Origin of the sequence: Anaerovibrio lipolyticus LB2005 (genome assembly GCF_000621545.1) — a bacterium.
Classification (GTDB): domain Bacteria; phylum Bacillota; class Negativicutes; order Selenomonadales; family Selenomonadaceae; genus Anaerovibrio; species Anaerovibrio lipolyticus_A.
Window position 1 is genome coordinate 37,111 of the sequence record NZ_JHYA01000007.1, and the last position, 13,328, is coordinate 50,438.

The following is a 13,328-nucleotide window of genomic DNA, read 5'->3' on the forward strand; positions in this document are numbered from 1 at the left end:
CAAGGTTTTGGTAAAATAGCAATAGTATATGCAAGGATAGGGAGGATTATATGCGTTACTTAAAGGTTTTTATGACGATGTCTCTGGTATTTTTGCTCTGTGTGATGTTGCCTATGCCCGTATATGCGGCCAATAATGATAATGGTACAGAAACGGTAACGACCAACACGTCAAAAGAACAAAAGGAACTTGATAAAAAAGCTGAAAAGGAACGCAAACAGCTTGAAAAGGCTCAAAAAGAGCGGGCTGAAATTGATGAGCTGTCACAAAAAGCCTTGGAACGCCTATATGAAAAGGTTCCATCGGCCCAGCGGGTTATTGGCGAATCTTACGCCTATGCCACTCTTAGTAATACCGGTATGAAGCTGGGACTTTTCGGAAGTGCTCACGGACGAGGGGTGGCCATCAACAATAATACCGGAGAACGGGTATATATGCGGATGAGTGAAGCGGGGGTTGGCATAGGACTCGGCGTAAAGGAATATGATCTGGTATTTGTCATTGCCAATGAGCAAGCCTGGAACTCCTTTACCAAGGATGACTGGAAGGTTGGCGGTTCTGCAGAAGCAGCTGCTAATGACGGCGAAGATGGTGCCTCACTGGAAGGTGCCACTGTTATAGATGATGGATTGTGGGTTTACCAGATAACCAAAAAGGGATTGGCATTGGACGCATCCATTAAGGGGACCAATATTTATCCAGACAAAAAGTTAAATGATGTAAAAAATACATAAAGCTCTGGGGAAATATGGTATAATATAAGAGTATTGTAAGTAGAAATAATTGAGCCGGCATTAGCCGGCTCTTTGGAGTTTTTTTATACTGTTTTGCAAAGGAGGCGGGAAATATGGATTATTCTAACGGCACTGAGAGTGAAGTGAGCATGGATAGCGTACAGCTGGTGGCAGGGCTTCTTATCTGTTTCCCTGAATTTTCCAAGATTCGCCTGGACTCCAAGGAGAAGGCTGTTATTATGGAGATTTCCGTAAGGGAGGCTCCTGAGAAAGAAAAATTTGAAGAGGCTGAACGACTTATTGAAGACAGCCTTATGCTTTATCATAATATTGAGCATACCAGTGGTGGAAAATTGGGATTTACATACGAGAATTTTTCTCTGCAAATATATAGAGATATTGCCAGTCTTTCCAGAGGAGAGGTTGGTCTGATTGTTAGCTTGCTAAAGGAAAAATTTGCTGATATTATCATAACCGATGAGGTGAGAAATCCTGATGAGGATTTGATCTACATGCAGTCGGAAATGATAGATCATCGCATCAGATTCCTAAAGGAAAACAAGATTCCTGAGTCCATGGTGGGAGTCCGTGAAGAGGGCAGGGTCATGGTTTATGACAATGATTTAATATAAATGAGGTATTGTCTGTGAAGATTTTAATTGTTGGTGATGTGGTGGGACGTCCAGGCCGTAAGGCTTTCAAGAAGTACACCAAGGAGCTTCGCGAAAAAAATAATATAGATGTAGTTATTGTAAATGGTGAAAATTCTGCTGCTGGAAAAGGGGTAAGCCGTAAATCCCTTGATGAGCTTTATGCGGGTGGAGCAGATATTGTGACCTCGGGCAATCATATTTGGGATAAGCGTGAGGTATATGAGGTTATAGATACTGATCCTTATCTTGTTCGCCCTGCTAATTATCCTGAGGGGGCTCCTGGCAAGGGCTGGTGCCTGTATCCGTTTAAAGCAAAAAATCTGGCAGTGATTAATATGTCCGGACGCGCTTTTATGCCTGAGATGGACTGCCCGTTCCAGAAAATTGAGGATGTGTTGTCTGAGATTGGGGATCAGGCGGATATAAAGATTTTGGATTTCCATGCGGAGACTACTTCGGAAAAGATGGCCATGGGCTTTTATCTCGATGGCCGTGTGCAGGTGGTGGTGGGGACCCATACCCATATCCAGACTGCTGATGAGCGCATTTTGCCTGAGGGTACAGCCTATATTACCGATCTGGGAATGGTTGGACCGTGGAATTCCGTACTGGGGGTAAAATCCGATATTATCATCAAGAAATTTACCACCTGTATGCCTGCAAGATTTGATTTGGCAGATGGACCAGCTGTGTATTCGGCCATTGTGGTGGAAATTGATGATGCTACCAATAAGCCAGTGGGCGTTGAGCGGATTCTGATTAAAGAATAAGTATTTTAGCAGGATATTTAGTTCTTTTCTACGAATATATTATGCTAAAGTATGTTATGGGGAGAAAAATCATGTCTAGTGATTTACACATGCATACTACCAGTTCTGATGGTCATTTGACTCCTGAGGAGCTGGTTGATGCAGCTAAGGCTGCTGGCCTTAATTATATTGCAGTAACTGATCATGATACTGTTGATGGTATCCGTCAGTTATATGAGGCAGGTCTATATCCTGCCAAGGGTATAAAAATTATTCCGGGAATTGAATTCAGTGCTCATCACGAGCTACATGAAATTCATATTCTTGGTTATAACATTGATATTTATGACAAGGTGCTGGCTGATAGGCTTAATGATGTGGTGGAGGCCAGATGGTTGCGCTTTTCCAGTATAGTGCAGAAATTACAGGAGCTGGATTATGATATTTCCGAGACGGATGTTTTGGAAATCGCCGGCGACAGCACCTCTATAAGTCGCTCCCATATTGCACAGGCGCTGATGAAGAAGGGAGCCTTCGGCTCAGTGAAGGAGTGCTTTGACAAGGTGTTGGGCAAGGGATGTCCTGCTTATGTTTCGCATTTCCTGTTGGAGCCTGAGGAGATTATTGATTTAATAAAACAAAGCGGCGGAATTCCCGTATTGGCTCATCCAAGATTGATTCACGATGATGAGCTGGTGGAGGAGCTGCTTAAGAAAGGCATTGAAGGGGTAGAGGCCATTTATCCAAAGCATAGTCCTGAGGATACTCAGCGTTATATAGATATGGCCAATAAATACAATCTTATGATTACTGGCGGTTCTGATTTTCACGGTATTCCTGGCCGTTTGCCTGAAAATTTAGGCGAGTTTGTTATTGAGGACAGCTATGCAGCTGAGATTTATCGCGAACCAGGGATGTGAACAAGCCGTTAAATAGGGGTGGTTACATGGACGTTATTGCATTTGTTGGTCCCAGCGGGACAGGAAAAAGTCATAGAGCTCTTTTGGTAGCCCACAATAATCAGGCCGATGCCATTATTGATGATGGTCTTTTCATTAAAGATGGCAAGATAATTGCTGGTACTTCTGCCAAGAAGGAGCAGAATAAGGTGCTGGCTGTTAAAAGGGCTATTTTCGTATTGCCAGGCCATGCCAAGGAAGTAAGCAGGGCTATTGAGGAGACCCAGCCAAAGCGGATTCTCATTTTGGGAACATCGGAAAATATGGTTATTAAGATTGCCAAGGCCCTTAAATTGCCTGAGATATCCAAGTTCGTTCACATTGAGGATATTGCTACCCAGGGAGAGATGGATAAGGCCAGAAAGCATCGTTTGGAGCAGGGCAAGCACGTTATTCCGGTGCCTACCATTGAACTGAAGCCTCATTTTTCCGGGTATTTAGTGGATTCTTTGAAGTCCATGGTAAAAAGAGAGGATGAACAGAAGCGTCGTCAGCGCCACCTGCTGGGAGAAAAATCCATTGTCCGCCCGGTATTCAGCTATTATGGCAAGCTGATTATTGATGATTCCTGTATTGAGGCCATCGTGCGTCGTATTCTCACAGATAGCGGAAATGTTACCAAGGTGGCTGATGCAGAGGTGCGTCATGTGTATCGGGGGGATGGTGCAGTGGGATATGAATCTCAAGGTATAGAGCTTGATTGTGCAGTTATCATATCCTTTGGCAAGCACATACCTACTTTGGTTCAGCAGATGCAGATGGAGATTAAGAAAGAAGTAGAGCGACTGACAGGTATGGCAGTGAAAAAGGTTAATATCACCATTAAAGCACTGTTTGTACAGCCGAAAAATATATGAAATGTTCAATTTTTAGAAAGCAAAAAAGGGTTCTGCATTAGCAGAACCCTTAAGTTTTTTATATGGCAGGGGTAGCAGGACTCGAACCTACGAATGCTGGATTCAGAATCCAGTGCCTTACCAACTTGGCGATACCCCTATGCTGTTTTCACAACGATAATTAGTATAAGTGAAAGAAAGGGGATTGTCAAGAATAATTTACTTATTTTTTACGAAGAGTTGGGGAAGCCTTTAGATTTATTTCGAAGGTCCTTGGCCAAGGGAAATATGAGCTTATCTGCATATCAGTTACAGTATACTCAGTGTTTTTTAGCCAAAAAGATTTGGTGAAAGCATCTGAAGTCTTATATTGAACAAGCCGTTGATTCATGGCGGCTTCCATCATATCCACTGCCCATTTATAATTGTGCTCCAAATCCAGATCGTATACGTTGCTGTAACCCTTTTTCTTAAGGTTGATGTTCACCAGATCAATTACATCTTTCAAATAATAATAGTCTTCGCAAATTCGATTGTTGAGATTGTTTATGTTGCTATATACTACGCTATCTTGTTCCAAGCCTTGATTAAGTGCAGTAAGATATATTTCTGCCTGGGATACGGCTGTGCCTATGGAGTTGCTGGCAGTGTTCCATCCAGCGTAGGCTATTAGGGAATTTACGGGATAACCTTCCTTTATGAGGATAGGCAAAAGTGCCTCCTGAGCTATGAAGTTTTTGCTTAAATCCACTAATGCCACTGGCTTTCCTCTTTGCTGATAGTCTAACAGCTTTTCTGCGTTGTAGCGTCGCCTATCCATGGTTTCTTCATCTGTGGCACTTATAAAGAGAATATAATCTGCTTCTTCAGGGGTGCTTACAATAACGTCGTGATGAAAATTCAAGCGTTCGTGGGCTGTATCCTGATTGCAGATAGCCATATAGGGCATCACTTTCGTGGCGGCTTTTTCACTGCTGTAATCCACATATACCTTGAAGCTGTTTGACCTCGATATAATGTTGGTCAGTATGGACAGGGCAACCTCGTCGGCACCGTGCAAAATGGCCAGCTTGTCTTTAGCAATCTGATTTTTGTGGAGATAGTGCATGAATTCCTTTAGCTTCAGATTTGGCAGGCTGTAGACTTCGCCGTCGTCCTGTCCAAAGGTCAGATCCTCAAGTGTTCCGTCAGCTACAAGATTTGCCAGCAGGCAGTTAAGACGTAGATTTCTGTTATATATTTCAGTATATGCTTTTATTTGCTCTGATGGAATTTCTCTCTCCAGTATTTGGATTTTCTCAGCAGTTTCAGACAGGGGATTATCATCGTATTTGTGAACCAGACGAGACCATTCCATTAGCTTTTTGCGGTCCTGATATTTTTCCACAAAATCAGGAGGGTTCATGCGAGGGAGAATGGAAAAGGCATGTATTTTTATGTTAGGGTTATCTCCATGCAGCTTTTTCAGATATTCTGCCAGAGCAGTGATATCCTCATCCTTTATGGTCTTATTTCTGGATGCTATAAGCCCTCCGTAAAGGAGCTGGTCGATGGAAATAATGGCTTCGTCGCAGTTCTTTATTTCGTCGTAAAGCCACTTCCGCATTTTTGAGGTATCTCCCGGCAGGGTGTAAAAGTCCATGGTTTCACTTGGGGGGAGGATAATTTCAACGCCGGCGGTGCGGCCGTTGTCTGCCACCAGCTGTCCACATGGTGGGCGGCTGTCCAGAGGTACCAGTAACACCTTCTTGGTGGTTGCTGGCATCTGATCTATTATTTCTCCCTGTTGCTTTTGTGACATGAGGAATCCTGATCCAAGCAAAATACATATTATTGTTAGATATATAGGAATGTATCTTTTCATATTAGCCTCTGTTATTTAATAAAAATTCTTGCTATATTATACCCTATCTGTGTAAAATATACCCTTTAAAAGCAAAAGAAAAGGAAGCCACGGGCAATGGCTTCCTTTTCGAGGGATGGAATATGAAAAAATGGGTTGTATAGCGATTTGCTATGGTCATATAATACTAAAGAAATATGGAAAAACCATGGAAGACTATGGAAATAACATGAAAATTTTAATATTTTTTTGTGGCAGTATTTTGTGTTAGAATTATGAAGGAAAAAATAATGTAATGAGGTTTCTATATGCGTATAATTACTGGCTCGGCCCGGGGATGCAATTTAAAAACACCCAAAGGAATGAATACCCGCCCAACATCTGACAGGGTAAAGGAGTCACTGTTCAGTATTTTGGGGCGCGAGGTCGTAGGCAAGAGAATACTTGATATATTTGCCGGTACTGGAGGCTTGGGGCTGGAGGCACTTAGCCGTGGGGCGGAGCATGCCTGCCTGGTCGATAAGGCTACAGCAGATATTTTGAAATACAATGCAGAGCATACACATTTGGCGGACAGAACAGAGATTTATAAAGGTGATGTATTTGCCATAATGCAACGTCTTTCCACTCAGGGAAAGGAGTTCGATGTGGTATTTTGTGATCCGCCATATCATTTGGGGCTATGGGAGAGGGCTCTTTTATGGCTGGATTCCAGTGATATTCTGGCAGATGATGCTTTGATTATTGCCGAGATGGGTGGGGATGAGAATAATATTCCGGAGCTTCCCCACATGAGAATTTTGAGAAATCAGAAATATGGCAAAACAACCCAGATTTATATTTTCGAGTACAAGAAGGCAGGTGCGGACAAATGAGTTCAGCAATTTTTCCAGGAAGCTTTGACCCAGTTACCAATGGTCATATCGATATAATAAAAAGAGCTGCCAAAATATTTGACCGGCTGGTGGTAGGGGTATTTAACAATATCAGAAAGCAGTCATTTCTGCCGGTGGAAGCCAGGGTGAAAGCCCTTAAGGAAGCAGTAGCGGATATGGAAAACGTGGAAGTGGTTTCCTTTGATGGGCTTTTGGCGGATTATATGATTGAGAATGATATCCAGGTTATTGTACGTGGCCTTCGTTCCGTTACTGATTTTGAGTATGAGCAGGGACAGGCACAGATTATAAAGAGCATGCACCCTGAGCTGGATACATTTTTCCTGTTGACAAAGCCCAAATTGTCTTATGTAAGTTCTTCAGTGATAAGGGAAATGCACAAATTCGGTGGCGATATTAGCACGTTAGTACCAGAATCGGTCTTAATAGCTATTGAACATTTTAACAATAAATGATATCCTAATAAGGTAGATTATAATTAAGAAAGTGGGTTTGGGCTCATGGAAATGGAAATAGATAAGATCTTAGAAGAAATTGAGAATTTGGTTGCTTCTTCCAATCGAGTTCCTTTTTTGGATAAAGTTATGATAGATGACGTAGAGCTGTTTCGCCTGATGGATGTTTTGAGGAGTGAGCTTCCTCGGCAGATTCAGGAGGCAGGAGATATTGTCAATCGTCGTGATGAGATTATCAGTGCAGCTCAGATGGAAGCAGAGCGTTTGGTAGATGGTGCGAAGCGTGAGGCTGAGCAGACCATTGAGCGTGCTAATGCTTATGCCCAGAAGGCAGTTGACGAGAATGAAATCGTTGTGAGAGCCAAGGAACAGGAAAAGGCTATTATGGATCAGACTATGGCTGCCGCTCAGCAGATGAAGGATGAAACTGAGCAGTATGCTACTCAGCTCAGAACCAGTGCTGATGATTATGCCAACCAAATTTTTGACCATGTACTGGAGACTGTGGGCAGTGCCCTGCAGGCTGTTCAGGAGGCCAAGGGTCAGCTTAATAATCAGCAGTAATATAGAATATGTTTTGATTAGGATGTCGCAGATGCGGCATCCTTTTTTGGTTTTGACAGAGGTAATTTTGCTTATGGCAAAATTTGAACAATTGCGTTATGTCGAGTCTAATGCCTCGACGAAACGATGACAGAGGTAATTTTGCTTGTGGCAAAATCTGAACAATTGCGTTATAATAAAGTCAAATAGTCAATTAATCAATTAATTGTATAAGAAGGTGAGCTTATGAGCAATATTGCAGATTTAATTGAAGAATATATCCTGCGTCGGCTGGCTGAACAGCAGAATGGTCAGGTGGAACTGAGGCGTACCGATATAGCAGACGAAATATCCTGTGCGCCTTCCCAGATTAGCTATGTTCTGAATACCCGCTTTACTCATGACAAGGGGTTTGCCGTAGAATCCCGCCGTGGGCTTGGTGGCTTTATCCGTATTGTGCGTGTGCCTTTGCAGAATATTATTTATGAGGACATGATCAGCAAGATTGACGCTGATACAGAATTTATAGAAATAAAGGGCATGGTACGTTATCTTATTCAACATCAGATGATTAATTCCCGTGAGGGAGCTCTGGTTATTCAGGCGGCAAACTGTGCCTATGATGGTATGGAGACTAAGGACAGGGTAAATATGCTAAAGACGTTGTTTATAACCCTGGCGGAATTTTCCCGTTAAATGACTTCGTGATAAGCTTATGGGCAGAAACAAATTGGCTCCCACAGAAGGGGGCATTCTAAAGGGGATTGTTAATTTTTTGCTTAGCTTTGGCATAGCGGTGGTATGGTTATTCAGATCACTTCTTAAGCTGTTGGCTAAGCCGTTTATCGGGAAAGGGAAGCAGCGGTAATGGCAAAATCAAAGACCATGTTTGTTTGTCAGGAGTGTGGCTATGATACTCCTAAATGGCTGGGAAAGTGTCCTGGCTGCGGTCAATGGAATACATTGGTGGAAGAGGTAATAAAGCCTGATAATACAAAACAGAGAGGGCTAAATTTGGGCCTTTCCAATCAGAGCAAGCCTTGTCCCATCAGCGATGTGGTGCTGGAAAAAATGCCCCGCATCACCACTGGTTCTGCTGAGCTGGACAGGGTGCTGGGAGGCGGTTTGATACCGGGCTCCATGGTGCTGATTGTAGGTGATCCTGGAATAGGAAAGTCAAGTCTTACGCTTAGAGTATGTGCCAATGAGGCCAGAGATGGCCGAAAGGTGCTGTATGTCACAGGCGAGGAAAGTGTACAGCAGGTTCGTATGCGTGCCGACCGTATTGATGCGGTTTCGGATACTTTGATGGTGGTAAGCGAGACAAATCTTGAGGTTATAGAAAAGCATATTCTTGATCTTAAACCAGATGTATTGGTTATTGACTCTATTCAGACCGTATTCCGCCCGGATATTCAAAGTGCTCCGGGCAGTGTCAGCCAGGTGCGGGAGTGTGCTGTGGAAATCCTGCGTGTAGCAAAAACAAATGGTATTGCAGCCTTTATCGTGGGACATGTGACCAAGGATGGGACCTTGGCTGGGCCAAGGGTTCTGGAGCACATTGTGGATACGGTGCTTTATTTCGAAGGTGGTAATAATGCCGAATACCGTATGCTGCGGGCCATAAAAAACCGTTTCGGCAGTACCAATGAAATTGGTGTATTTGAAATGCGTGATGTAGGCCTTGTGGATGTTTCCGATGCCTCGAAGCTGTTTTTGTCTGAGCGTCAGGATGATAATGGCAGCGTAATTGTGCCAACGGTGGAGGGAACACGACCTTTGTTGGTGGAGATTCAGGCCCTGGTGGCCAAGACACCCTATGTGCCACCTAAGAGAATTTCCGATTCAGTGGATCTAAAAAGACTGCAGCTTTTGTTGGCGGTCCTTGAAAAGAAGGTTCATCTTGCCATGGGGGCATGTGATGTATTTGTAAAGGCTGCGGGGGGAATCCGCATCGATGAGCCGGCAGCTGATTTAGGGATTTGTGTTGCCATGGCCTCCAGCTTCGCCAGCAGACCCCTTCGCCCCGCTACTGTGGCCTTTGGTGAGGTAGGGCTCTCTGGAGAAATTCGCGCTGTAAGTCAGGCCGAAAACAGAGTTCGGGAGGCAAAACGCCTTGGCTTCAAGAGTATCGTACTGCCTCAGAAAAATTATGAGCAGCTTTTGGCTGATAAAAAGTTTACTGATATGACACTTTATGGAGTATCAAATATAACGGAAGCATTATCAAGTGCTATGCCAAGATAGCAAATATATACGGATAAAAGACACAGGGGCGGTTGCCTGGAGCAATTAGGAACCGTAACGTATAGAAACTTTTATTGCTTTTCTTCTGCTTTAGCGGAAAAAATCATCTGTTTGAGCGAAGCGAGTTATGATTTTTTTCGCTATTGTTAATAGCAATACAAAGTTTTAGTTACGGTGACGTGCGACAGGGAATTGCCCCTGTGTCGTTTCTTGACATATTTTTTTTTATATGATAAAATTCATTCTTTTTTATTGACGAAATTTTTGGTATAATTTTACGTGTAGAGATGTCGATAGGGGGTGAATGTTTGCTGCAGATTGGTGACCGGGTAGTGTACCCGATGCATGGTGCTGGAGAAATCACTGGCATTGAAGAGTACGATGTTATGGGGCAAGGACAGATGAAGTCGTATTATGTCATGGAGATGCCCATCGGCGGAATGAGAATTATGCTTCCTGCTGATAATATTGATAAGGTTGGTTTGCGAGAGGTCAGCCCAACTGACATGGTGGATAAGATCGAAGAAGTGCTTAAGGGCGACCCTGTCAAGGCTGTAGGAAGCTGGAATAAAAGGTTTCATGCAAACCTGAACCGTTTAAAGACTGGTGATATTTTGGAAGTAGCCGCTGTCCTTCGTAATCTTGCGCTTCAGGACAGGATTAAAAAAATATCCAGCGGCGAACGTCGCCTATTAGATACGGCGAAGCAGATTTTTTTGACGGAAATGGTATATGTCCTGGATGGCACCATGGAGACGACTGAAGCATGGCTTCAGAAGATGTTAGAGCGAGAAAATTGATTTTATGGTTGCAATGGAAAGATTTAGGCTGCACTGCCATAGCGTTGGGTAATGGTATCGCAGCCACTTTTCATTTTATATTAAATTATGTGGTAAAGGAGGTGAGAAAGATGTTGGAAAAAGTTTTAAGAGTATTTGTGGTTGCATTGCTGGCGATTATTGGCGGTATTGCAATGCATATTGCCAGCCCGTTTTTGACGGAGTTTATCAGTACAGAGGTATTAAAGAGTGAGCTCGGCCTCTTCAAGATGACAGCGGCTCATCTGATATTTCTAGTGTTGGGTATTGCAGCTGGTGCAGCAATAGGTTACACCACATCACCTTATTTCGCTTCAAAGCTTCAGAGATTTTCAGTCTGGGTTGAGGGGCAGCTAAACAAAATGCCATTGCATGATGTTATAGCTGGACTTATTGGCCTGGCAATAGGACTTATAATTGCTAATTTGTTAGGTATAGCATTTTCCAAGATACCAGTTGTGGGAGATTATATTCCTGGTATCTTCAGTATCGTTTTTGGTTATTTAGGGATTCATATAGTTATTCGTAAGCAGAAGGAATTAGGTGACCTTATTGGCAAGCTCCCTAGATTTTTCAAGGAAACCAGCCAGCATATGGAACAATCTCGCAACAATAAAAAGATTAAAGGGGCAGGCCTTGATGCCATTAAGGAATTTGCTTCATCTCAGATTCCTTGCAAGCTGCTGGATACCAGCGTAATCATCGATGGACGCATTGCAGATATTTGCCGTACTGGGTTTATAGATGGCAAGCTGCTGATTCCGGTTTTTGTGCTGGAGGAATTACAGCATATAGCTGATATGTCAGATTCCCTTAAGCGAGTTCGTGGAAGACGTGGACTGGATATTTTACAGCAGCTTCAAAATGAATTCGGTTCTCAGGTTGAGATTGTAAATCACGATTTTGATGATATTACTGAAGTGGATTCCAAGCTGGTGGAGCTGGGGCAGCTTACTGGGGGAAAAATCATAACCAATGATTATAACCTTAATAAGGTGGCAGAGCTTAGAGGTGTTTCCGTTCTTAATATCAACGAGCTGTCAAATGCCATTAAGCCAGTGGCTATTCCAGGTGAGAGCATGAAGGTTCAGATTGTTCGTGAAGGAAAGGAACAAGGCCAGGGCGTGGCTTACTTGGAGGATGGTACCATGATCGTGGTGGAAAATGGTCGTCGGTACATTAACGAAAACATTACGGTGGAGGTTACTTCTGCTCTGCAGACTGCTGCTGGCAGAATGATTTTTGCCAAACCGGTGGTTTGATTATTGTTTGATTCAAAAACTAAAGGTTTAGGGCTCCTTTGGAGCCCTTTTCTGATATTTCGGTAATTCTGGAGGTACTATGGTTACAGTTATTTTTCCTGCCGCCGGCAAGGGGAGCAGAATGCAGGCCGGCATGAATAAAGTGTTTATGCCATTAGGTGGTGTACCAATACTCATCAGAACACTGTTGCGGTATTCCAGCTGTTCTGAAATTGATCAGATGGTGGTCGTTGTGGCTGCTGCAGAGGTGGATTTTGTTAAATCCGTACTGAGTAAGGTGCAGGGGTTGAAGCCTTATAATGTTGTGGCGGGAGGCAGTGAAAGGCAATACTCTGTACTGAATGGTATAAAAAGCGTCAATGGAAGTGATGATGATATTATTCTGGTCCATGATGCAGCCCGTCCTCTTATCAGCCATGAAACCATAACTGCAGTAATTGATGGTGCCAAAAAGTATGGCGGTGTAATTGCGGCGGTGGCTGCCAAGAATACCATTAAGGTCTGTGATAATGAAGGGGTGGTCAAGGAAACACCGGACCGTTCAACTTTGTGGGAAATACAGACACCTCAGGGCTTTACGAGGAAAATACTTCTTGAGGCCAATGACAGGGCCCAAGCTGATGGCTTTTTGGGAACAGATGATGCCAGTCTGGTGGAGCGTATTGGTCATTCGGTTCATATAGTAAAAAGCGATTACAGGAATATAAAGATTACCACACCGGAGGATATAATTGTCGGTGAGGCTTTTATTAAGAGCCAGGGGCAAAGCCCGCTCATTGAAGAAAATAAACAGATTATGGCTGAAATAAATGATTTAATTAAGGATTGCTGGCAATAGGAGGCGGTTTTATGACAAGATTTGGTATGGGATATGATGTTCATCAGCTTACTGAAAATAGAAAACTTATTATAGGTGGCGTGGAAATTCCCTTTGAGAAGGGGCTTTTGGGACATTCTGATGCCGATGTGCTGCTTCATGCCATTGCAGATGCCCTGTTGGGGGCGGCGGCCCTGGGAGATATTGGCAAGCATTTCCCGGATACAGATGATCGCTACAAGGGAATATCAAGTATTATTCTTTTGGAACATGTGGGCAAGCTCCTGAATGAAAAGGGCTATTCCGTTGGCAATGTGGATGCCACCATTGTGGCTCAGCGTCCAAAGATGTTGCCGCATATTCCACAGATGCGGGAAAACATTGCCAAAGCCCTGAATGTGGATGTGGACAGAATCAATGTAAAGGCCACTACGGAGGAGCATCTTGGCTTCACTGGCAATGGACAGGGGATTTCCTCTTACGCAGTTGCAGGAATAGAGGGCTAATGATAAAATG

General features: G+C 43.5%; 15 protein-coding genes and 1 tRNA gene. 14 read left to right on the top strand and 2 right to left on the bottom strand.

Translation table 11 applies throughout. From position 1 onward, the window contains the following. Window positions 1-50: 50 nt before the first annotated feature. From T355_RS13940 to T355_RS0107660, 5 genes are all read left to right on the top strand, one after another. Entirely contained in the window at window positions 51-734 is a 684-nt protein-coding gene (locus T355_RS13940) for a lipid-binding SYLF domain-containing protein (protein WP_051555460.1), read from the top strand. A gap of 113 nt (window positions 735-847) precedes the next feature. Beyond that, window positions 848-1,366, top strand: a complete 519-nt coding sequence (locus tag T355_RS0107645; protein ID WP_027397232.1) for a hypothetical protein — start codon at window positions 848-850, stop codon at window positions 1,364-1,366. 14 nt (window positions 1,367-1,380) lie between these two features. After that, a complete protein-coding gene (locus T355_RS0107650; protein ID WP_027397233.1) occupies window positions 1,381-2,157 on the top strand; it encodes a TIGR00282 family metallophosphoesterase in 777 nt (258 codons plus the stop codon). Window positions 2,158-2,228: 71 nt separating this feature from the next. After that, entirely contained in the window at window positions 2,229-3,056 is an 828-nt protein-coding gene (locus T355_RS0107655; protein ID WP_027397234.1) for a PHP domain-containing protein, read from the top strand. A 26-nt stretch (window positions 3,057-3,082) separates the two neighbouring features. Then, on the top strand, window positions 3,083-3,952 hold the full coding sequence (locus T355_RS0107660) for an Asp23/Gls24 family envelope stress response protein (RefSeq protein WP_027397235.1): 870 nt from the start codon (window positions 3,083-3,085) through the stop codon (window positions 3,950-3,952). A 63-nt stretch (window positions 3,953-4,015) separates the two neighbouring features. Here T355_RS0107660 and T355_RS0107665 read toward each other — a convergent pair. Together T355_RS0107665 and T355_RS0107670 are read right to left on the bottom strand one after the other, a co-directional pair. Beyond that, window positions 4,016-4,091: transfer RNA gene (locus T355_RS0107665), tRNA-Gln, on the bottom strand. A gap of 63 nt (window positions 4,092-4,154) precedes the next feature. Then, the gene (locus tag T355_RS0107670; protein WP_197019569.1) at window positions 4,155-5,732 is read right to left on the bottom strand and encodes a DUF4127 family protein; all 1,578 of its coding nucleotides are present in this window, start codon (window positions 5,730-5,732) and stop codon (window positions 4,155-4,157) included. Window positions 5,733-6,082: 350 nt separating this feature from the next. Between T355_RS0107670 and rsmD the strand changes: the two genes are divergently transcribed. The 9 genes from rsmD (at window position 6,083) to ispF (ending at window position 13,318) form a co-directional block, all read left to right on the top strand. Further along, window positions 6,083-6,649, top strand: coding sequence for a 16S rRNA (guanine(966)-N(2))-methyltransferase RsmD (gene rsmD, locus T355_RS0107675; protein ID WP_027397237.1), 567 nt, complete (start codon window positions 6,083-6,085; stop codon window positions 6,647-6,649). Then, window positions 6,646-7,125: a pantetheine-phosphate adenylyltransferase gene (gene coaD, locus T355_RS0107680; RefSeq protein ID WP_027397238.1), complete on the top strand. Its 480-nt coding sequence runs from the start codon at window positions 6,646-6,648 to the stop codon at window positions 7,123-7,125. The genes rsmD and coaD overlap by 4 nt, the downstream gene beginning before the upstream one ends. Window positions 7,126-7,170: 45 nt before the next feature. Continuing rightward, complete coding sequence (locus T355_RS0107685) at window positions 7,171-7,689, top strand: hypothetical protein (protein WP_051555462.1); 519 nt, start codon at window positions 7,171-7,173, stop codon at window positions 7,687-7,689. A gap of 225 nt (window positions 7,690-7,914) precedes the next feature. Beyond that, window positions 7,915-8,364 carry a CtsR family transcriptional regulator gene (locus tag T355_RS0107690; RefSeq protein WP_027397240.1) on the top strand — a complete coding sequence of 150 codons (450 nt, stop codon included), beginning with the start codon at window positions 7,915-7,917 and terminating at the stop codon, window positions 8,362-8,364. Window positions 8,365-8,535: 171 nt separating this feature from the next. Continuing rightward, the gene (gene radA / locus T355_RS0107700) at window positions 8,536-9,915 is read left to right on the top strand and encodes a DNA repair protein RadA (RefSeq protein WP_027397241.1); all 1,380 of its coding nucleotides are present in this window, start codon (window positions 8,536-8,538) and stop codon (window positions 9,913-9,915) included. A 308-nt stretch (window positions 9,916-10,223) separates the two neighbouring features. Next, window positions 10,224-10,715 carry a CarD family transcriptional regulator gene (locus tag T355_RS0107705; protein ID WP_027397242.1) on the top strand — a complete coding sequence of 164 codons (492 nt, stop codon included), beginning with the start codon at window positions 10,224-10,226 and terminating at the stop codon, window positions 10,713-10,715. 110 nt (window positions 10,716-10,825) lie between these two features. After that, complete coding sequence (locus T355_RS0107710) at window positions 10,826-11,995, top strand: PIN/TRAM domain-containing protein (RefSeq protein WP_027397243.1); 1,170 nt, start codon at window positions 10,826-10,828, stop codon at window positions 11,993-11,995. Between the two features lie 79 nt (window positions 11,996-12,074). Beyond that, window positions 12,075-12,833, top strand: coding sequence for a 2-C-methyl-D-erythritol 4-phosphate cytidylyltransferase (ispD, locus tag T355_RS0107715; protein ID WP_027397244.1), 759 nt, complete (start codon window positions 12,075-12,077; stop codon window positions 12,831-12,833). An 11-nt stretch (window positions 12,834-12,844) separates the two neighbouring features. Then, a complete protein-coding gene (gene ispF, locus T355_RS0107720) occupies window positions 12,845-13,318 on the top strand; it encodes a 2-C-methyl-D-erythritol 2,4-cyclodiphosphate synthase (protein WP_037330020.1) in 474 nt (157 codons plus the stop codon). The last annotated feature ends 10 nt before the right edge of the window (window positions 13,319-13,328 follow it).

Coding starts and splice junctions, on each gene's coding strand:
- ispF (WP_037330020.1), top strand. CDS start 12,845: ATGACAAGATTTGGTATGGGATATGATGTTCATCAGCTTACTGAAAAT.
- T355_RS13940 (WP_051555460.1), top strand. CDS start 51: ATGCGTTACTTAAAGGTTTTTATGACGATGTCTCTGGTATTTTTGCTC.
- T355_RS0107710 (WP_027397243.1), top strand. CDS start 10,826: ATGTTGGAAAAAGTTTTAAGAGTATTTGTGGTTGCATTGCTGGCGATT.
- T355_RS0107685 (WP_051555462.1), top strand. CDS start 7,171: ATGGAAATGGAAATAGATAAGATCTTAGAAGAAATTGAGAATTTGGTT.
- ispD (WP_027397244.1), top strand. CDS start 12,075: ATGGTTACAGTTATTTTTCCTGCCGCCGGCAAGGGGAGCAGAATGCAG.
- T355_RS0107670 (WP_197019569.1), bottom strand. CDS start 5,732: ATGTCACAAAAGCAACAGGGAGAAATAATAGATCAGATGCCAGCAACC.
- coaD (WP_027397238.1), top strand. CDS start 6,646: ATGAGTTCAGCAATTTTTCCAGGAAGCTTTGACCCAGTTACCAATGGT.
- radA (WP_027397241.1), top strand. CDS start 8,536: ATGGCAAAATCAAAGACCATGTTTGTTTGTCAGGAGTGTGGCTATGAT.
- T355_RS0107645 (WP_027397232.1), top strand. CDS start 848: ATGGATTATTCTAACGGCACTGAGAGTGAAGTGAGCATGGATAGCGTA.
- T355_RS0107690 (WP_027397240.1), top strand. CDS start 7,915: ATGAGCAATATTGCAGATTTAATTGAAGAATATATCCTGCGTCGGCTG.
- T355_RS0107660 (WP_027397235.1), top strand. CDS start 3,083: ATGGACGTTATTGCATTTGTTGGTCCCAGCGGGACAGGAAAAAGTCAT.
- rsmD (WP_027397237.1), top strand. CDS start 6,083: ATGCGTATAATTACTGGCTCGGCCCGGGGATGCAATTTAAAAACACCC.
- T355_RS0107655 (WP_027397234.1), top strand. CDS start 2,229: ATGTCTAGTGATTTACACATGCATACTACCAGTTCTGATGGTCATTTG.